The organism is Natronorubrum halalkaliphilum, from assembly GCF_009834785.1.
Taxonomy (GTDB): Archaea; Halobacteriota; Halobacteria; order Halobacteriales; family Natrialbaceae; genus Natronorubrum; species Natronorubrum halalkaliphilum.
The window spans coordinates 1-18,615 of record NZ_WUYX01000068.1 but is presented as its reverse complement, the minus strand read 5'-3'; the positions used below and the strand labels follow the sequence as shown (position 1 = coordinate 18,615).

The 18,615-nt window shown below is 59.9% G+C and carries 18 protein-coding genes and 1 pseudogene; 9 read left to right on the top strand and 10 right to left on the bottom strand.

Translation table 11 applies throughout. The annotated features are described in order from the left end of the window. Positions 1 to 143: 143 nt before the first annotated feature. Positions 144 to 1,409, bottom strand: coding sequence for an MFS transporter (locus GS429_RS18045; protein WP_328821472.1), 1,266 nt, complete (start codon positions 1,407 to 1,409; stop codon positions 144 to 146). A 278-nt stretch (positions 1,410 to 1,687) separates the two neighbouring features. Beyond that, a complete protein-coding gene (locus GS429_RS18040) occupies positions 1,688 to 2,728 on the bottom strand; it encodes an ABC transporter substrate-binding protein (RefSeq protein WP_160066776.1) in 1,041 nt (346 codons plus the stop codon). Between the two features lie 370 nt (positions 2,729 to 3,098). Between GS429_RS18040 and GS429_RS18035 the strand changes: the two genes are divergently transcribed. Beyond that, positions 3,099 to 4,469, top strand: coding sequence for an aspartate aminotransferase family protein (locus GS429_RS18035; RefSeq protein WP_160066774.1), 1,371 nt, complete (start codon positions 3,099 to 3,101; stop codon positions 4,467 to 4,469). 197 nt (positions 4,470 to 4,666) lie between these two features. Continuing rightward, positions 4,667 to 5,431: an IclR family transcriptional regulator gene (locus tag GS429_RS18030; RefSeq protein ID WP_425438214.1), complete on the top strand. Its 765-nt coding sequence runs from the start codon at positions 4,667 to 4,669 to the stop codon at positions 5,429 to 5,431. Between the two features lie 370 nt (positions 5,432 to 5,801). On the opposite strand, the pseudogene GS429_RS22730 reads toward GS429_RS18030, so the two are convergent. Continuing rightward, positions 5,802 to 6,647, bottom strand: a pseudogene (locus GS429_RS22730) (transposase). 603 nt (positions 6,648 to 7,250) lie between these two features. On the opposite strand from GS429_RS22730, the gene GS429_RS18020 reads away from it, so the two are divergent. Next, the gene (locus GS429_RS18020; protein WP_328821469.1) at positions 7,251 to 8,363 is read left to right on the top strand and encodes a glycolaldehyde reductase; all 1,113 of its coding nucleotides are present in this window, start codon (positions 7,251 to 7,253) and stop codon (positions 8,361 to 8,363) included. A 92-nt stretch (positions 8,364 to 8,455) separates the two neighbouring features. On the opposite strand, the gene GS429_RS18015 is transcribed toward GS429_RS18020, so the two are convergent. The 3 genes from GS429_RS18015 to GS429_RS18005 form a co-directional block, all read right to left on the bottom strand. After that, positions 8,456 to 8,923: a universal stress protein gene (locus tag GS429_RS18015; protein WP_160066770.1), complete on the bottom strand. Its 468-nt coding sequence runs from the start codon at positions 8,921 to 8,923 to the stop codon at positions 8,456 to 8,458. A gap of 46 nt (positions 8,924 to 8,969) precedes the next feature. Beyond that, positions 8,970 to 9,440, bottom strand: a complete 471-nt coding sequence (locus GS429_RS18010; protein ID WP_160066768.1) for a DUF2267 domain-containing protein — start codon at positions 9,438 to 9,440, stop codon at positions 8,970 to 8,972. A gap of 99 nt (positions 9,441 to 9,539) precedes the next feature. After that, entirely contained in the window at positions 9,540 to 10,193 is a 654-nt protein-coding gene (locus tag GS429_RS18005) for a dienelactone hydrolase family protein (protein WP_160066766.1), read from the bottom strand. A 94-nt stretch (positions 10,194 to 10,287) separates the two neighbouring features. On the opposite strand from GS429_RS18005, the gene GS429_RS18000 reads away from it, so the two are divergent. Then, a complete protein-coding gene (locus tag GS429_RS18000) occupies positions 10,288 to 10,926 on the top strand; it encodes a phosphoribosyltransferase (protein WP_201294048.1) in 639 nt (212 codons plus the stop codon). A 173-nt stretch (positions 10,927 to 11,099) separates the two neighbouring features. Beyond that, positions 11,100 to 12,317: a CBS domain-containing protein gene (locus GS429_RS17995; protein WP_160066762.1), complete on the top strand. Its 1,218-nt coding sequence runs from the start codon at positions 11,100 to 11,102 to the stop codon at positions 12,315 to 12,317. Positions 12,318 to 12,557: 240 nt separating this feature from the next. Here GS429_RS17995 and GS429_RS17990 read toward each other — a convergent pair whose 3' ends face one another. Beyond that, the gene (locus GS429_RS17990; protein ID WP_160066760.1) at positions 12,558 to 12,998 is read right to left on the bottom strand and encodes a pyridoxamine 5'-phosphate oxidase family protein; all 441 of its coding nucleotides are present in this window, start codon (positions 12,996 to 12,998) and stop codon (positions 12,558 to 12,560) included. A gap of 200 nt (positions 12,999 to 13,198) precedes the next feature. On the opposite strand from GS429_RS17990, the gene GS429_RS17985 reads away from it, so the two are divergent. From GS429_RS17985 to GS429_RS17975, 3 genes are all read left to right on the top strand, one after another. Continuing rightward, on the top strand, positions 13,199 to 13,636 hold the full coding sequence (locus GS429_RS17985; protein WP_160066758.1) for a universal stress protein: 438 nt from the start codon (positions 13,199 to 13,201) through the stop codon (positions 13,634 to 13,636). A 106-nt stretch (positions 13,637 to 13,742) separates the two neighbouring features. Further along, positions 13,743 to 14,630: a universal stress protein gene (locus GS429_RS17980; RefSeq protein ID WP_160066756.1), complete on the top strand. Its 888-nt coding sequence runs from the start codon at positions 13,743 to 13,745 to the stop codon at positions 14,628 to 14,630. Between the two features lie 329 nt (positions 14,631 to 14,959). Continuing rightward, a complete protein-coding gene (locus GS429_RS17975) occupies positions 14,960 to 15,712 on the top strand; it encodes a sugar phosphate isomerase/epimerase family protein (RefSeq protein ID WP_160066754.1) in 753 nt (250 codons plus the stop codon). A 501-nt stretch (positions 15,713 to 16,213) separates the two neighbouring features. Here GS429_RS17975 and GS429_RS17970 read toward each other — a convergent pair. After that, positions 16,214 to 16,651: a universal stress protein gene (locus GS429_RS17970; RefSeq protein ID WP_160066752.1), complete on the bottom strand. Its 438-nt coding sequence runs from the start codon at positions 16,649 to 16,651 to the stop codon at positions 16,214 to 16,216. 103 nt (positions 16,652 to 16,754) lie between these two features. Here GS429_RS17970 and GS429_RS17965 point away from each other — a divergent pair, with 103 nt between their 5' ends. After that, positions 16,755 to 17,633 (top strand): universal stress protein, encoded by an 879-nt coding sequence (locus GS429_RS17965; RefSeq protein ID WP_235920856.1) that lies wholly within the window; start codon positions 16,755 to 16,757, stop codon positions 17,631 to 17,633. 185 nt (positions 17,634 to 17,818) lie between these two features. Here GS429_RS17965 and GS429_RS17960 read toward each other — a convergent pair whose 3' ends face one another. Together GS429_RS17960 and GS429_RS22725 are read right to left on the bottom strand one after the other, a co-directional pair. After that, positions 17,819 to 18,181, bottom strand: a complete 363-nt coding sequence (locus GS429_RS17960) for a HalOD1 output domain-containing protein (RefSeq protein WP_160066748.1) — start codon at positions 18,179 to 18,181, stop codon at positions 17,819 to 17,821. Then, entirely contained in the window at positions 18,165 to 18,503 is a 339-nt protein-coding gene (locus GS429_RS22725) for a DUF7344 domain-containing protein (protein ID WP_425438212.1), read from the bottom strand. Before GS429_RS22725 ends, GS429_RS17960 begins: the two co-directional genes overlap by 17 nt. Positions 18,504 to 18,615: the final 112 nt, after the last annotated feature.

Below are 18,615 nucleotides of genomic sequence, written 5' to 3'. Positions count from 1 at the left end.
GTGCTGTGGTATTCAACTTGGCTCGAACTACAGTATCAGCACCGTTCTCGGAGTAAATCGAACACGACTGTGTCGGGCCGGCAGGCTGCAATACCATCGATTCCACTCGTTGTGCCTAATTCGATTGAGCAAGGATACGTCGATTACTCGGATTCCGACCCCGCGGGAGACGAACGCGTCGGTTCTGGATTCCCACCGTCGCTGGTGCGATGGAGAATTACGCTACACAGAAGGGCGACCAGCGCAGCAACCGCGGCGATAGCGAACGCAATTTGGTACCCGACGTCGGTGTAGACGCGAGTACCACCGACAGTCTCACCCGTCCAGTACGCGTCGAGCGCAGCGCCCATAAGCGTCGGAAACGCCGCTGCACCCGTAAATCCCGCACAGTTGACGGTCGCCGTCGAGAGTCCGCTCGTCTGAACCGAGAACTGCTCCTTGATGACCGGATAGCCGAGTGTGAAAGCACCCGTGAGCAATCCGATAGAAAAATACGCGACGGCGACGAGGGCGAGGGGTTGGCGACCAGGGCTGGCCAACACGAGAAACGCAAGGATGTACGCACCCGATCCCGCGACGAGCAGTTCCGTTCGGCGACCGAGTCGGTCAGAGAGCCAGCCGATTGCCGGCGGACCCACTAACAGTCCGACACTCCCGAGCAGCGTATACTGCGAGGCTGTCGTCACCGAAACGTCGTACGTCTGAACGACGAACGGAACGCCCCAGAGACCGAGCAGCGTCGTGACCGTCCCGGTTGTACAGAACAGGATAGTCCCGACAAGCCACGTCCGCGGGTGGGCGAGGACTCGAGCGACGCGTTTTCTGTACGTGATCTGACGTTTGGCTGTCGACGGGACCGATTTCTCGTTTTCGTCCTCATAGAGCGGTTCTGGCGGATCGTCGCGCACGAATAGGTAGACACCTGCGCTGAGACAGAGCCCGGAAAGACCGAGACCGAAGATCACGGGGCGCCATCCGATTGCATCGGTCGCCACCGCGAGCGGTGTCGCCGCCAGAATACCTCCTAACCCAACAATTGCGACGGTAAGTCCACTCATCGTTGCATACTCGTCGGCGCGATACCAGCTCACGCAAAATCGCATGATCGACACGAACACGACACTCCCGCCTACGCCGATCAGGGCTCGAGTGAGAAATCCGGTGTAAAATCCGGTACTCGCTGCAAATCCGATCGCACCGAGGCTCAACAACAGACAGCCTGCAGTTACCGTTCTCCGGGGGCCGATGCGGTCGACGAGAACCCCTGCCGGGAGTTGTAACAGTGCGTAAACGTAGAAAAACGACGCATGTAACGTTCCGAGCTGGGCCCCGCTTACGTCGAATCCAGCCATAAGCCGATCAGCCAGAACCGCCGACGAGAGCCGATACACGTTCACCAGCAAGAACACCAGTGCAAGGAGGATCCAGAGGATCCACCGGCGTTTCCGTAGGTCTATCCATACGCTGTAGAGCTGTGACTGGGTGGTCGTTGTCCCTGTCACCGCTCGTCCACTCGGTTGCTGATCGGTGATTCGTTCTTCATCTTCGTTCCACTTGATTCGCGTTTCACTCTTCGACTGGTATGGAAAACGCCCTGACGATTACTACTAAACGAGCGACGGCTGTCGAAACACAATCCGGAAATTGATCGTGGTCCCCTCGGAAAGGCTCCGTTCCCTCTGAGTAGTTATGCTGCTTGTACTTCGGTCCAGATTTCGTCGTATCTCTCCTGAACGTCTTGATCAAGCGGACGAGCCCAGTGAAGGTTTTCCATCATTTCGTCATCCCACAGAATGTCGTCGACCAGTTCGTCCGGGATGCCCTCTTTACCCCGCACCTTCTCTTCGAGGTCTTTCAGTGGCGTTTTGTACGTAAAGATACGTACGAACTCCTCGAGCGCCTCGTCACTGAGCATGAAGTTGAGGAAGTTCAGATTGGTACGCGGGTTCGGTGCGTCCGCAGGCACCGCAAGCAAGTCGGTTGTGTAGACGGCGCCCTCCTCGGGAATCGTCCACGAAACGTGGTCACCGTCGTGCAGATAGTTGGCCATATTGATTCGGCCACTGGTATGGGTCCCGACGTCGATGTCCTCGTTGATGAACATCTGCATGTGCGTCTCGTGTTCGTCACCGTAGGTCAGGTTCAGGGGCTTTTGCTGAATCAATGCTTCCTTGATATCTTCGAAGTCGTCGGGGTCGTTGGGGTCTTGACCAGTGTACAGTGCCCCGACCTGACACACAGCCGCCGAATAGTGGGCCATTAACGCCATTCGGTCCTCGTACTCGTCATCCCAGAGGATATCCCACGACGTCGGTGGACTGTCGAAATTGTTCTCGTTGTACACGAGCGTTGGGAAGACGCTCATCGAGTGTGGCAGCGCGTAAACACCGCCATCGTCGTCCGAAAAGTGCTCCAACACTGGTTCCTTGAACTGATCGTCGATGTTATCCCAGTTCGGCATTCGGTCGACTGGAAGCGGTTCGAGGAAGTCGTTGCCCATCGCCCGATCGACCCACTCTGCGGTCGTGCCAACGCTATCGATTTCGTGATTGCCTGCTTGAAGCTGCGAATACCATTGAGACGGTTGTGAGTACGCGTCAACGGTGGTGCTCACGTCAGGGTATTCCTCTTCGAACCGCTCAGCACCCCACTCGACCCACTGCACATACCAGTTCCAGATGTGAAGCGAATCTTCGTATTCGTCCGTCGGAATCGATTCAACTTCCATCGGCCGGACCGACGGTTCGTCGTCGCCTCCGAGACAACCCGCCATCCCGGCGAGTGCACCAGCACCCGCTAGTTTGGTGAACGTTCTACGATCTACTCTGTCTTGTGACGGCATACCAAATAGGAGTGTAAACTCCACCATCTTAAGCGTTTCGTCGAATATCAAACTATATCGGCCACAAACCGCTTGCAAGTCGGTGCTGGCAACCGGCTGACCGGGTCACAGCAACCACGATAACTGGCTCGAAAGCGCCGGACCACTCACTGGAGATAGATATCTCGGTAAAAGTCTCATCGAACCGTCCGGAGTCCGAACGAGATTCCGTAGCAACAGCCAAACCTATTTATCCTCCAACTGGGAACGAGAGGTTATGGTTGTAGGACCACCGATTGACGAATTCCAGTTCGATGCACCTGATGTTGATACCGTTCCCGGCCCGAAATCCAAACGTTTGATCGCACGGCAAGACGAGATCGACAGTAGCGCAGTTGCCTATCCGAACGACATCCCGCTCGCGTTTGAAGAAGGAAAAGGTGCGACCATCCGAGACGTCGACGGAAACACGTACCTCGACTTCTTCGCGGGGATCGGCGTTTTGAACGTCGGCCACTCGAACCCGTATGTTTTGGAGGCTGTACACGAACAGACCGACAAACTGGTCCATACGATCGATTTCCCGACCGATGCGCGGCTGGAACTGATCGACAAACTTGAGACGATTGCGCCGGGAAACCTCGCTGGAAACAGCCGCGTCGTCTTCGGCGGCCCCACCGGAAGCGATGCGAACGAAGCAGCAATCAAACTCGCAAAGCACAACACCGGTGGCGACGGACTCATCGCGTTCCGCGGCGGCTACCACGGTGCGACGAGCGGAGCAATGAGCCTCACGTCGAATAAGAGCTTCAAGAGCGATTATACGCCGCTGCTTCCCGACGTCGTTCATGCCCCGTATCCGTATCCGTTCCGCCAGGACAAGGATCCGGAAACAGCTGTCAGAGACGCTCTGACCGAAGTGCGGTCGATAGTCGAAGACCCCTACGGTGGACTTGCCAACCCTGCCGGTATCTTCGTCGAACCGATTCAAGGCGAAGGCGGCGTCATCGTTCCACCGAAGGGCTTCCTCGAAGGGCTTCGGACAATCGCAGACGAGAACGAACTTCCGCTTATCTTCGACGAGATCCAGAGTGGTTTCGGCCGAACCGGGAAATGGTGGGCCAGCGAGTGGTACGATGTCACACCGGACGCAATTACCTCGGCGAAAGCGCTTGGAGGCATCGGATTCCCCCTGTCGGCCACCATCTATCACGAGGACCTCGATACGTGGGAACCAGGTGGTCACGCCGGGACCTACCGCGGTCACGTCGTCGGGATGCGCGCCGGTGCTCGGGCAATCGAATACATCGAATCCCATGACCTGTTAGCTCACGCTCGTGAGTTGGGCGACGTCATTCGCTCACGGCTTACTGAAATCGGCGAGACCAATCCCGCTCTCGCATCGGTTCGAGGAAAAGGGCTTTTCATCGGTGCCGAATTTGTCGACAGGAGCGGCGCGCCTGATGGCAACGCCGTCGATGCTATTCAGCAGTACTGTTACGAACACGGCGTCCTCGTCTGGACGGCAGGCCGTCACGGCAATATCCTGCGACTGCTTCCGCCCCTCGTCCTCACGCACGAACAGGCCGAAATCGGCCTCGAGATCATCGAAGACGCCATTCGAGCGAGTACGAACGACGCCTCGTAAAGCCGGTAACGCGCCCCGTAATTTTGTTTTTAGAAGGTATACCCCTTTATTTACGAGTTTGGGTGGCTTACTTCGTGTACCGAGGTACCATCACCTCTCGGGAAATCACAGTAGCTGATTCGAAATTCAACTCTGGTGAATCCCATCACAGGTTTGAAAAAACACTTATACGACTGTACGCTCCTTCTACAACTACTGTGACAACGCGTGACTCAGATACGCCGATCCAGGCTGTTGAAACCTCGTTCAGGATCATAGAGGAGCTCAAGCGGCTCGAAACCGCAGGCGTAACGGAACTCGCGAACAAACTCGAGTTACCAGCAAGTACGATCCACAATCATCTACACACCCTCTGTAAGCTCGGATACGTTATCAAAGACGGGAACGAGTACCGGGTTGCCCTGCGATTCATCCACATCGGTGAGCACGCCAAACACCGACTGGAAATTTACGACAGCGCTCGAGCAAACGTGCACGAACTCGCCCAAGAGACGGGCGAATTTGCGAAGCTACTGGTCGAAGAAAATGGACGAGGAGTATTCGTGATCGTCTCTCGCGGCGACAACTCGCTCTATCTCGATCCGTACACCTTGGACCGGGAATACCTCCACTGCACCGCGCTCGGAAAGGCGATCCTCGCAAACCTGCCTCGAGAGCGAGTCGAAGAGATTCTTGACCAGCACGGGCTTCCAGCATTGACTGAGAACACGATTACAGACCGTGAGGAGCTGTTTACCGAACTGGAAGAGATTCGATCCCGGGGATATGCACTGGATGACGAAGAACGGCTTGCGGGCCTCCGGTGCATTGCAGCACCGATCAAGCTTTCCGAGGACGAATATGCAGCCGTGAGCGTTTCAGGACCAACAAGCCGAATCGATGATCAGCTGTTCGGTAATGAACTGCCGAAAACCATCGTCAACACGGCCAACGCCATCAGCATCGACGTCAGATACTCCTGACACGGAGTGTTCGGTACGGTAGAACACGGATTCACCCATCGATGTGGCTTTCGATCCTACAAATTGTATTCTGAGAGAGCTTCCTTGCGTTCCGTACCCATAGAATGGGATCTGTTTTCAACAGAGCTGAATTCCGAGCCAGATAGGACGGCCTGATTTACAGTCGTACTATTGTTATCTGTTGGTGAGAGTATATTCCAACGTATTAAATGAGGAATCATCCGGATGCGTCAGTTGCATATCTATCGATGGTTCCAACAGACGATTTACAATTGAGCCGCTATAGTCACGACTGAAATGGTCCACACCAATCCCATAGTTGGCGTGGAACTGATTGTGTCTGAGCCTTCAGTGGGGGCTATAGTTGGCTCTATTGAACAGGGCCGTATGACGATAGCATTAGAAATAATTGCTCATATATTGGGGCGGGAAGCTGAGCAAGAGCGGTATCAGTTGTTGGTGTGGGTCGTTGTATGAGTCAAGAAGCGATTGGTGAGCGCGCCTGAAGTTAGCTCCAACACTCTTCAACAGGGTTTAGCGCCGGCAAATACCCTGGCGATGTTACGAAGACGAGGCCGTCACGAGCCGCTTGTTCCGTGATGACAGACATCAAAATACGGGAGGTAACTCGGCACAATAATCAATTCACATCGGCCTCTTTTATATGTCGTGAAAGTGATATCAATTGCGTGGACGACGGTAACATACTCTTCAAATCGGCAAAAAAGCAATTGCTGCCTCTGGCGATCGCGCCTAACAGATACCTCCAGTCGCCCTTGCCTGATTATTCGATAAATGGCCACGTGAACGGGTTTTGGTATAATCGATACAGACTACTGTGGCGTTCATTCCCCGCCGTTTTTTAGTACCTCGCGGAACAGATCTTGTCCCTCAGCTTCAGGTTCAGCGACTGTTCGGCGTGGTTTCTGGTAACTCAATCTCTGTTCTTTGAGCAACCGCCGACAACACAGGACTGAGTATTCGACATCGTACTTTTGCTCGAGCTTTTTCATCTTTTTCCGAGGTTTTCTCCTTTCTACTAGATCACTGAGTATCAGTGACAGCATGCTCAAGCGGCTTGCCGATATCGAGTCGATTGATCAGTTGTGGATCGTTCGTCGCCGAACGTCGTACCGATCGGCTAGTTCGGTCCGTGTGAGGCTATATTATACGCTATTGCAGCTACTAGCCGTTGTGTCGACCTCTTTCCCTCCACATTTCACAGGGTAGCTTGTAATTCCTCGACAAATATCGCGTCGGGATGGTCCGTTACACGCGATAGAAGTATCCGAGTAAAGAGTTCTAACGTTTCTACAGCTCAATCTCCGTAACACCGTTTCTGTACTATTGCCGCTGATAGCCGTTAGCTCGGCTGCTTCCGTCTCCGGTGTTGAAGGTCGGCAGACGGGTGGCCGTCGACATCGACGAGGGGAAAGCCACTGATGAGTTACCCGCCGGGGGCGGATGGAAGCCCAGACCAGTTCCGGAAGTGAGACGATAGCACCAGCGCGGTGGGCGGTGACCCGGACGGACGAAGATGATTGGGGTCGTCAGTCCTCGAGAGGAGGCGCGACGGCGAGTCGCTCGCAAATCGACCCCTCTCGGCGACCGACCTCGAGGTGTCGATTTGCGAGCGGAGTCTGTCCGTTTGGTCGGCCCTGAGAGTCCCCGTTCGCGATCAGTAGCAACGTCTCCGACGGGGCTTCGTTCCTGGATCGAATCGCCCTTCCATTCGAAATCTGACAAACCGCCTGCTTATTTAGTCGTACCTGTGGTAGCGCTCCGAGCGGATTCGAGACGCCAGTCTCGAGGAGAACGCGTGACACAGGTATTTAGATCTCCAGCAGGATACGTACAGGGTCGAAACACTACCGACGAACTCGGCGACCACGCCGCTGATCTCGGAGACAGCGCCGTCGTTCTCGGGGACGAATTCGTCCTCGATCTCGTCGGCGATCGCGTCCGGGACGGACTCAAGGCGGGTGGATTCGACGTCACGCTCGAGGAGTTCAACGGCGAGTGCTCCGAGGCCGAAATCGAGCGCATTGCCGGCGTCCACGAGGAGTACGGCGCCGACGTGATCGTCGGTATGGGCGGCGGCAAGGCTATCGACACCGCACGGGCCGCCCGCGAGCACACCGGCGGGGCGCTCGTTTCGCTGCCGACGATCGCCTCGACCGATGCGCCGACGAGTTCCGTCGCCGTCATCTACACCGAAGACGGCGAGTTCGTCGAGTTTCACGTCTACGAGCGGCATCCCGAACTCGTCCTCGTCGACACCGAAATCGTCGCCGAGGCGCCGACGCGGCTGTTCCGCGGTGGGATCGGCGACGCGCTGGCGACCTGGTTCGAGGCCGAGGCGGCCCACCGATCGGGGGCGACGACGATCTTCGGGACGCGCTCGACGCGAACGGCCCAGCAGATCGCCAGACTCGCGTACACGACGTTGCGAGAACACGGCCGATCGGCGGTCGACGCCGTCGAGCGTGACGCCGTCACCGACAGCGTCGAAGCCGTCGTCGAGGCCAACACCCTGCTCAGCGGTCTTGGCTTCGAAAGCGGCGGACTCGCCGCCGCGCACGCGATCCACAACGGCCTCACGCAGCTCGAGGCGACCCACGATGCAACCCACGGCGAGAAGGTGACTATCGGGACGATCGCACAGCTCGTCCTCGAGGGACGCGACGACGCATTCGTCGAGGACGTTGCCGGCTTCGCAGTTTCTGTCGGGCTACCGACGACGCTCGCCGAAATCGGGCTCGAGGATCCCTCGATCGAGGACCTTGAGGTCGTGGCGGAAGCCGCCTGTGCCGAGGAGGAGACGATCCACAACGAACCATTCCCGGTGGTACCTGCGGACGTGCGCGACGCGCTCGTCGGTGCGGACGCGATCGGCCACCGTCTCTCGGCGGGCGGACGCGGCGGGGAATGACGGGAGTGGTGACGTGACGATCGATGAGTGGTCTGGCACGGACCGCTGTGCAGTGGGAGTAGGCAGGTTTCAGGGCAACCGAACGCCGACAGTCACTCGGACCCCTCGGAATCCTCGGGAAACCGGACGGTTAGCACAGGGACAGGCGAAGCCCGCACGATTCGCTCGGTCGTGCTCCCGAGGAGGAATCGTGACAGCCCGCGGCGACCGTGGGTTCCCATCACGATCAGGTCCGCATCGATGCGATCGGCGTACTCGAGAATCACCTCGAAGGGTATTCCCTGACGGACGACGGTGACGACCTCGAGATCGGCGTCCCTCTCTCGAGCTTGCGCCACGACCGTTTGGACCGCGTCTTTGGCCGCGTCCTCGAGGGGTTCGATCGTCCGCTCGAAGTCAGTCCGATCGCCGAGATAGTCCAGTTCCATGAGTTCGGCGACGTCGATCACGCTGAGCGCGTGGACGGACGCATCGTACCGTCGTGCGAGGTCGAGCGCGTTCTCGATCGCCGGCTCGGCGCCGGGGCTGCCGTCGGTCGGAACGAGGATGGTGTCGTACATCGTGTCTCTCGTCTTGGATTGAACGTGATACCCGTCCTCGAGCGACTCACTCCTCAGTCTCAGGCTGCGGACCGCCGCCGGTCTGGGCCTCTTGCGCGTCGCCCCAGCCGCCGCTGTCGACCACCTCGAACAGCTTGCCCCAGTTCTCGTCGTCCGCGCTTTCGGGCAGCTGATCCCGAAGCTGCTGGAAGTCCGACGGCGGCACCTGTGATTCCACGAAATCGACGACGATCCGGGAGTGGTAGGCGGCCTCCGAGAAGTCGGTTCGGTCGCCTTCGCGGTCGCTGACCCGCGAGATGAACTCCTGCCAGTCGAACCGCTGGCCGTGTTCCTGAACTGCTCCGGTCAGATACCACTTGATTTCTATGGGCAGCGACGCCGCGAGGTCTTCGGCCGCGCCTTCGGGAATCCGCTCGCCAAGTGTCATGAGCGTCGCCCGAATCGTCCGTACCGTTCGGCCGGTGTCGGGGAACTCGAGTCGGTGCTGTATGTCGCCGGTGAACTCGTCGAAGTTCATTGCACTCGTTCACTCCTCGAGCAGGGGTGTCAATCTAGGGGGTCCAGCGTGCGCTCGAGTACCGCCTCGGGCACTGAACCGTTTCGTTAGCCGACGATATCACGCTACCGTGTCGGCGAACCAGTCAGCCGCCACGTCGGCGACCTCCTCGAGTTCGCCCTCGTCCTCGAACAGGTGGCCCGCGCCCTCGACGACGTGGAGGTCGTTCTCGCAGTCGAGTTGTGCGCGCGCCTCACGGTTATACTCGAGTACCTGTGTGTCTTCGCCGCCGACGATGAACAACGTCAATGCCCGAACCTCGCCGAGCACGTCCTCGGCCATGTCGACGCGTCCGCCGCGAGAGACGACGGCATCGACATCGCTCCCGAGGCGTGCGGCTGCCCGGAGTGCGGCCGCAGCACCCGTACTCGAGCCGAAGTAGCCAACGCTGGCAGCCGGTGTCGTCTCGCGAGTCCACACCCACTCGGTCACCGCGACGAGCCGATCCGTGAGCAACGGGATGTCGAACCGGTTCTCGCGTCGCTGGTCTTCAGCCTCAGTCAGAAGATCGAACAGCAACGTCCCGAGTCCACGGTCGCGGATCACGCTTGCGACGTAGTTGTTCCGCGGGCTCTTCCGACTCGAGCCGCTGCCGTGGGCGAAGACGACGATCCCCGGTGCATCCGTCGGCATCTCGAGCGCTCCCTCGAGTTCGATATCGCCGTCGTCGACCGGGATAGAGACGATGCTCTCAGTGTTGATATCGTGGCCCATACTAGTACGACTCCGTCGACGACCGTGATGGTGGGGAGCGTTGCGCTCGACGGTCCGTTATATGGTCTCTCGTCTCGTGGATTCGTCTAGGACGATGGCTAGCACACGACAGTTTGCCGATAGAACCGACGCCGGGGAACGGCTCGGCGAGGCCCTGCTCGAGCGGGGGATCCACGCCGAGCTCGTTCTCGCGATTCCACGCGGCGGCCTCCCGCTCGGCCGTGCAGTCGCGGACGCGCTCGAGGCGCCACTGGACGTCGTCGTCGCGAAGAAGATCGGCGCACCGGGGAATCCGGAGTACGCCGTCGGCGCCGTGGCGAGCGACGGCAGCGTCTGGCGAAACGAACGGGCGATTAGCGGAACGCGGACCGACGAGGGGTACTTTCAGGAACGGCGTGAGACCGAAGCCGAGAACGCCCGGCAGAAAGCGGCACGCTACCGTGGCGGTCGATCGGCGCCCGAATTAACCGACAAGACGGTGGTCGTCGTCGATGACGGCGTCGCGACGGGGTCGACCGTTAGAGCCTGCCTCTCCCAACTCCAACAGTCCGATGCAACCCGGATTGTCCTCGCGGTGCCGGTCGGTCCGCCGGACACGATTGCCGATCTCGAGGCGCAGGTCGACGCGGTCGTTTGTCTCGAGACGCCACCAGGATTCAGCGGTGTCGGGCAGTTCTATGCAGACTTTGGGCAAGTATCCGACGAAGATGCAATGGCGTATCTCGAGTCGTAATGGGACTTACAATGCGACCGGGGCCCGGTGTCTGCAGTTCGCCGTGGCCGAACGGGTCGTACCAGAACTCGGGAATACCCGCCGAGTATTTCGTACCATCCGACGAACGATCGAGTACGACCGAGTTGCGGTAGCCGTACCACCCGAACGACCAAACAATACCAACACAAATCATGAATATCGAACCACTCATTTCGGAAGAGTACATCGAGTTCGCTCCGGACACCACCGTCTCGAAACTCGTCGGCACGTTCGCGGACGCCGACGTCAGAGGCGTCGTCGTTCACGGCGACGAGTTCGAGGGCGTCGTCACCCGCAGACAACTGGCCACGTCGCACCGCCAGCCGAACGAAAAACTCGGCTCGCTGGTCTGGCACGTCCCTCGGCTGGCCCCCGACGAGGACGTCCGCAAAGTCGCACAGTTGATGATCGACAGTGACTCCCAGCTGTTGCCCGTCTTCGAGGACGGCGAGTTGCGCGGCGTCGTCACCGTCGACGGCATCCTCGAGGCGGTACAGCCGTATCTCGATGCGGCGACCGTTTCCGAAGCCGCCTCGACGGACCTCATCTCGCTCGCGCCGGAGTCGCAACTCGGTGAGGCACTGAACACCTTCCGGGAGCACCGTATCACGCATCTGCCCGTCGTCGAAGACGGGGCGGCGGTCGGCATCCTGAGCCTCTACGACGTCACCGACCTGACGGTCCGGGCCGAGGTTCAGAGCCAGGGCGGCGACGCCGGCGGCGTGGACCCCTTCGGCGGCGAGATTTCCTCGAGTACGGCCCGCGCACGCCGCGGCGGATTCGGCGCACGAGAGGGCGAACTCGAGCGCGTACTCGATCTGCCGATCCGAGACGTTATGGCATCGCCGGTTCGGACCGTATCGCCGTCCGAAACGCTCGAGACGGCCGTCGAAGCGATGTTCGAGATCGACGGCTCCTCCCTGGTGGTGACCGACAATGGATCGCCCCTCGGCATCGTGACGAAGACCGACGTCCTCGACTCGCTCACGTGGGAAGCCGGCGGCAACCGCGGCGTGCAACTCTACGGCGCCAACCTGATCGACGACCTCTCCTACGACGACATCGTCGCGATGGTCGAGAAGTTCGACGACCGGGATCACGGGATGAACGTCCTCGACGCGAAGATCCATTTGCAAGAGCACGACGAAACGCGGCGCGGTCGATCGCTCCTGCTCGCCCGCGTTCGCCTCTACACCGACAGTGGACTGTTCATCGCGTCCGGAGAGGGGTACGGCGCGAGACACGCGATCAACGAAGCCCGAGACGTGCTCGAGCGACAGATCCGCGACGAAAAGACCCGCGGTCGCACGAAAAAACCGCCAGGCGAGGAGTTCTGGGAGAAACGCTTTGGCTGGCTCCTTGAGGAATAGCGGCCTCCGCCGTCGTCGGGCCGGACGTTGGCCATATCCCGCTACGGATCGAGGGCGACGATCGGCGAGTTCTTCGTGAGCCCCCCGTTGCCAGTCAACTCCAGGTATTGCTTGACGTGATCACCGACTAACTGGACCGCAAACGGTGATCGAGTACTCCATTGCCGACATACCATGGAATGGATCTGCGATATCTGATAGATGACTAGTAGGCGTTTGATAGATTCCGATGGCAGGATATCACTCTGCCTCCATCCGTCCCGTTATCGACTCCGGTACGAGCCGAAAGTCGTGGAACGGAATCTCCGATCGCGGGCGATCAAATATCTCCACCGTTGGAATGGTAACCGCCCACATCCGCTGAACCGCGGCGGATTCTACCGGCATTTCGGTCAATTCTTCGAGTTGTCCCGTCGAAACGACGCTTCGCCAGCCGTCGTCCGTTTCGTCGTGGACGACGAACGACACTGGATTGTCGACAACTGCATCTTTGTCGCTTCCCGGCGGAAACGAGAGTCGGAAGTAAAAGTGTTCCACATCGGGAACGTAGCCGTACGACACCGGCAGTGACGCCGGCGGTTCGTCGTCGTCCGTCGCGAACGAGAGCACGCCGGTGCCGCCGGTTCCGAGGAATTCGTCTCGGTCGTCTTCGGGTAGTTGAACCCATCGAAGTCCGTCCATGTGACCGTCAACCACGTGGGCGGCAAAAAATCCTCTCACGGCGGGCAAAACACCCGGCCGTCGTTGGTGTCGAAGCAATCCGTCACCGTTGCGGGCCATCATCCACCGGAATACCCGCCGTTGTCGAGCGAATGGTGCGATTGATCGTCCCGGCGGAAAATACGGAGAATATTTTAGGTTTGTACGTTGTACAGTACACTATGACCAAGCACATACTCGTCCCCCTCGATGGATCGGAGCCGTCGTGGGCAGCGTTCGAACACGCACTCGATCAATACGAAGGCGAACGGATCACCGTGTTACACGTCGCCGATCCCTCCAACGCCGTCTACACCGGCGTCGAGGGAGGATACTACGACGGAGCCGCGTTCGATCGCGCACTCGAGCGCGGCGAAGAACTCTGTGATCGGGCCCGTGAACGACTCGAGGAGGCGGGAACCGATTCGTCGACCGTTCTCGAGACAGCCGTCGAACGCGGTCGTCCCGCTCGGACGATCGTCCGGTACGGCGACGACCACGATGTCGACCTGGTCGTGATCGGAAGCCACGGACGGTCCGGCGTCTCGCGGGTGCTACTCGGAAGCGTCGCCGAAACGGTGGTTCGGCGGGCGGCGATGCCGGTGACGGTCGTCCGGTGAGGACGCCGGACGGCCGCCGACGGCTGTTGAACCTATCGGACAACCATCAGCAACGGTTTTTAAGGTCTCCGCCGACCTACGATTGGACAGGGATTTCTCAACTACCATGTCACGACACGTCCTCGTTCCGATCGACGGGGCCGAGCAATCTTACGCCGGCCTCGAGTACTGTTTCGCGTCGTTTCCGAATGCGACGCTCACCGCGTTACACGTCGTCGATCCGTCCCACGACAACTACGCGAGCGTCGGCGACTCCGATACGCCCGAGAAACGCGCCGAGGCGCGCGGCGAGCAGTTCCTCGAACGGGCGATCGATCTGGCCGACGACCACGGACACGAGATCAAGACGGAGCTTCGAACCGGCCGACCGCACAGCGAGATCCTGTCGGTGGCGTCGGAGGACGACATCGATCACCTCGTCCTGGGGAGCCACGGCCGGTCGCCGATCCGCAGCCCGTTCCTCGGTCGCGTCAGCGAAGCCGTGGTACGCCGATCCCCCGTTTCGACGACGATCGTTCCCGAAACGCCCCCGGCAATCCGCGACCGCGACCTTCCGGGCCGCATCCTCGTCGCGGTCGACGGCTCCGAGCAGGCCGAAGCCGCAGTCGCGTACGCCGTCGAAGCGTTTCCGGACGCGTCCCACACCCTGCTGAACGTCATCGATCTCCCGTTGGATCACGATCGCGCGGACGTCGAGGGAACGTACCTCGACAAAATCCGCACAGCCCACGAGTCGAGCGCCGAGGAGATTCTCGAGTCGGCCGCTGCGGTCGCCGCAGAGCGCGGCGGCGATGTCGAGACGGCGACCGTTTACGGGACGCCGGCCGCCGAAATCGTCGACTACGCTGACGGCGAAGGGTACGACCAGATTATCATGGGGAGCCATGGCCGGTCGCTTGCCGCCAGACTGGTGACTGGCTCCGTCGCGGAACGAGTCACGCGGGACTCGCCGCAAACGGTGACGCTGATTCGAGGAGAACCGGGGGCGGTTTAACGGTCCCAGCGACCGCTCCATGCCGCCGGTGATCCTGCTGACCCGCCCGGTCAGGGACCCCGTGTACTCACGAGAACTCGAATCCCACCACTCATGCCCTCCATGTCGGGAAACCGGTCGAACAGAACCTGTTTGCGGCCACCGTTGGCCCGAACGATCGCGCCAGTAATGCCCGTCACCTCATCGGACGCGAGAGACGCTGTCACTGGTGCGATCGCTCGGTTGCTACTCGTCGTGCTCGACAGCTCGAAATAGAGTGATACCGCGGGTGGTGCCGATCAGGAGGCGTTTCCCAGTGAGGTTATCTTCCCGGCGCGAGACACTAGCGTATGGACATCGGCCTCACCGTCGGCGACTCGCTCGAGCGAATGAACGAGACGATCGACGGCTTCGATCTAGCCGAGCTATCAATCGTCGAAGGACAAGACCCGGGCTCGATTGACTCGAACCGTCTCGACCGACTCCTCGACGACGCGGACGCCGACCTCTGCGTTCACCTCCCGTTTAAACAGGTCGTCGTCACACCGGTCGCCGAGATTAACGATGCGATCGTCGACTACCTAACGCGGCTGCTCGAGTGGGCCGGCTCAGCTGGCGCGCAAAAGGCCGTTCTCCACGGGACGGCACGGAACCCACACGACACGGACCTCCGGCCGCTCTTCGCCGATCAACTCGAAGCGATCGGGACAACAGCCGCCGATGCCGGCGTGGAACTCGTCGTTGAGAACGTCGGCCACCAGAAACAGGGGCTCCCGCTGTCAGTGCTCGGCGACCTCGCCCGCGAGACCGGGACGAGCGTCTGTTTCGACGTCGGTCACGCCTACATGGAAGACGGCAACGACGCGATCGATCGCTTCCTCTCAAGCGACGGCGACCTCGTCTCGCACCTCCACGTCCACGACGCACGTAGCCGGGGTGACACCCATCTTCCGATCGGGGCCGGCGAGATCGACTACGACATCGTCACGGATCATCTCGCGGGGTTCGACGGAACCGTCGCGGTCGAGGTTTTCACCGACGACGTGGCGCTGTTACGTGACACTGCACAGCGTGCGAGAGGTGCGCTCGAGGCTGACTCGTAGCCCCGCTGGGGTTCGATTCCTGTTTCCGTCGACGTATCAGTCGAGTCACAGCATAGTCACGGCAGATTCTACGTATGAGTAGCATAATCAATTGTTTCGTCCGTTTCACCTAATTTAGATCTGTATTTCCCACATGCGTCGTCTTCCTATGTGAACCATTACAGACGTATGTCTGTAATTGAAAACGGCGGAAACAGTATATTACCGGATCGGGGATAGTCCCCAAGGTTCTGTTACTGATGTCTTTCCGCGACACAGCGAAACGGCTGGGTCCTTCGTCGGCACTGACGAGGAGTCGTTCAGGTAGTCTTCGGTGTTCTGGCCTCGTAGGAAGAAGACGACGGAGACGACGTGCCCACCTACAAGGTTGTCTTCGTCGATCAGGACGAGACGGGCGAGGGCGAGTCGTCCTACGAACCGCTGCTCGGCACCGAAGAGTAGTACTACCGGTGTCGATCAGCCGATGGTCGGGAACGGTGAGACGGTGCTCGCTCGCACCGGCTACTCGTCCAGTTTCGCGTCCCCGACAACCGTGACGGGAACCGGCGCTCGTCGAACAACGGTCTCCGCGATGCTGCCGAGCAGGAGTCGATCAATCCCGTCCCGCCCGCGACTCCCCATCACGACCTGATCGATGTCGTGATCGTCGACGTACCGTACGATCACGTGTCGTGGCCGACCGTACTCCCAATCCGTCTCGACCGATCGATCGTACGCCTCGGCCACGGCCTCTGCATCTTCGAAGATCGCTTCCGCGTACTCGCGAGCGCGACCCTGCCACCGGCGGACGTTCTCGACCCCGGCGTCGGTGTGCTCGGCGAACGGTTCGACGACGTGGAACACCACGATCGTCGCATCAGGGTACGTCTCGAACGCGAATCGAAGTGCGGCTTCCGCGTGATCGCTCCCGTCGTAGGAAACGAGAATTCGCTCGTTCATATCGTCGGGTTGTACGTACTGTTTACACGGTCATTATGATGGCGGGTTCAATGGCCAAGAATGGACACACCACTTGATGAGGTTCCGCATCGAACGGAGCGGTATGTTCGATACGATCCTCGTTCCGACGGACGACAGTGCTGGAGCCGACGCGACGATCGGCCACGCGATCGAACTGGGAGAAACCTACGGCTCGGCCGTCCACGCCCTCTACGTCGTCGAAGCCGGGAGCGCTCCGACCGAACTCCCCGACGACGAGCGAACGACGGTCCGCGATCGTTCGGAAGCCAGAGGACGCGAGGCCACTATCCGCGTCACAGACCGGGCCGAAGAACGCGGCCTCGACGCCGCGCGCGAAGTGCGCGAAGGCGTCCCCTATCGCGAGGTCCTCTCGTACACCGCTAACCACGACGTCGACCTCGTCGTGATGGGGACCCACGGCCGGACCGGGGCCGATCGAGTCCGTCTCGGGAGCACCACCGAGCGCGTGCTCACGCGGGCCGACGTGCCGGTGCTGTCAGTGCGTCTCCCCGAGGACGGTGAGCCGACCCCCGCGGCGGCCGTCTCGTACGATCGGATCGTCGTCCCGACCGACGGGAGCGATCACGCAGAACGCGCCGCCGAGACCGCCCTCGATGTCGCCGAGACGTACGACGCCGAGGTTTGCGCGGTCTACGTCGTCGATTCGACCACGTACGATCTCGAGGACGCACCCCGGAGTATCGTCGGGTTACTGAAGGAGGGCGGCCGGAACGCGACGGAGGCGATCGCGGAGATGGCCCACGACCGCGGCCTCGACGTACGGACTGACGTGCGACGCGGACCGCCCGCCGAGGAACTGCTCGAGTACGCGTCGACGATCGATGCCAGCCTCGTTGCCATGGGTACGCGCGGACAAACGGTCGGCTCCGGCCCCCTGCTGGGGAGCACGACGGCTCGCATCGTTCGCCGATCGACCGTTCCCGTGCTGACTGTCTCCTGAGCGCGCCGCGGCGGGCGATCGTATCCCCGCTACTCGTCAATGCACGGGTGGATAGCGAACTCTACCATCGACGACATATGAACGAAACAGCAGGTGATAATCGAACAGAAGTTCAGTGCATTCCAGCGTAGTCCTGGGTGTCAGTGACTGTAGATGGGGTGACACCACGATCAGCAGATCGCAGTTCACACCCGCTCGGGTTCAGACGATTCGTAGACCTGGATCCAGCCGTCGCTTCTGACTTTTACGAGATACTCGGTGTAGCGAAATTCAACGCTTCCGATTCCCTGCCGAGGTTTCACGTCATCATTCAAGCCGAAAAACGTCTGTTCAATCCCGGCCACGTCAACAGACTCGTACAATGGCGGGGATTTCATCTCGCTCGGAGAGACGTCCTCGGCTTCGGCGAGAGCGAACACGATTGGTGTCGTGAGGCCGCCGTCTCGCTCGGGTTCGTAGTGCCGCTGTGCAACTTGCCGCCAGCGAGTGTCGTGGTCGAGCGTTGGGTCATCGCCACTCCCGGTTCCGCCGTTATCGCTTGCCGTCATTCATGTCACCTCGTGCGTGCGTTTCTTGAGCACTGTCGAGACTAGCCCCCATACCGTTGAGTGCTGCCAAGACTTGGTCGGCGTTTTCGACGGGCGTAATCATCTCAGTTACGTCGTCGAAGGCGACAATGCCCTCATCAATTAACTTGGGAACATGAGCATGATAAAGTGAGACGTACACCCGTTCCCGTTGGTCGCTCGTAACCGCGTGTTCGGGGATGTCGTTCTCCCATGCAGCGATTTTCGTCGACAGATCGGTCAGCGTCCACTGCGTGTCCTCGAGAAGCGTGTAGCAAACGTATCGACGGCGAGGATGCCCCAATGACTCGTAGACGTGATCTTACTCCAGAATCAGTACCTCACAAATCAGTCTCAGCTAACCGGCGCTGAAGTGTGATTTACCGACGAGTCAGAGCCGAATCCGTTCTCCGTAG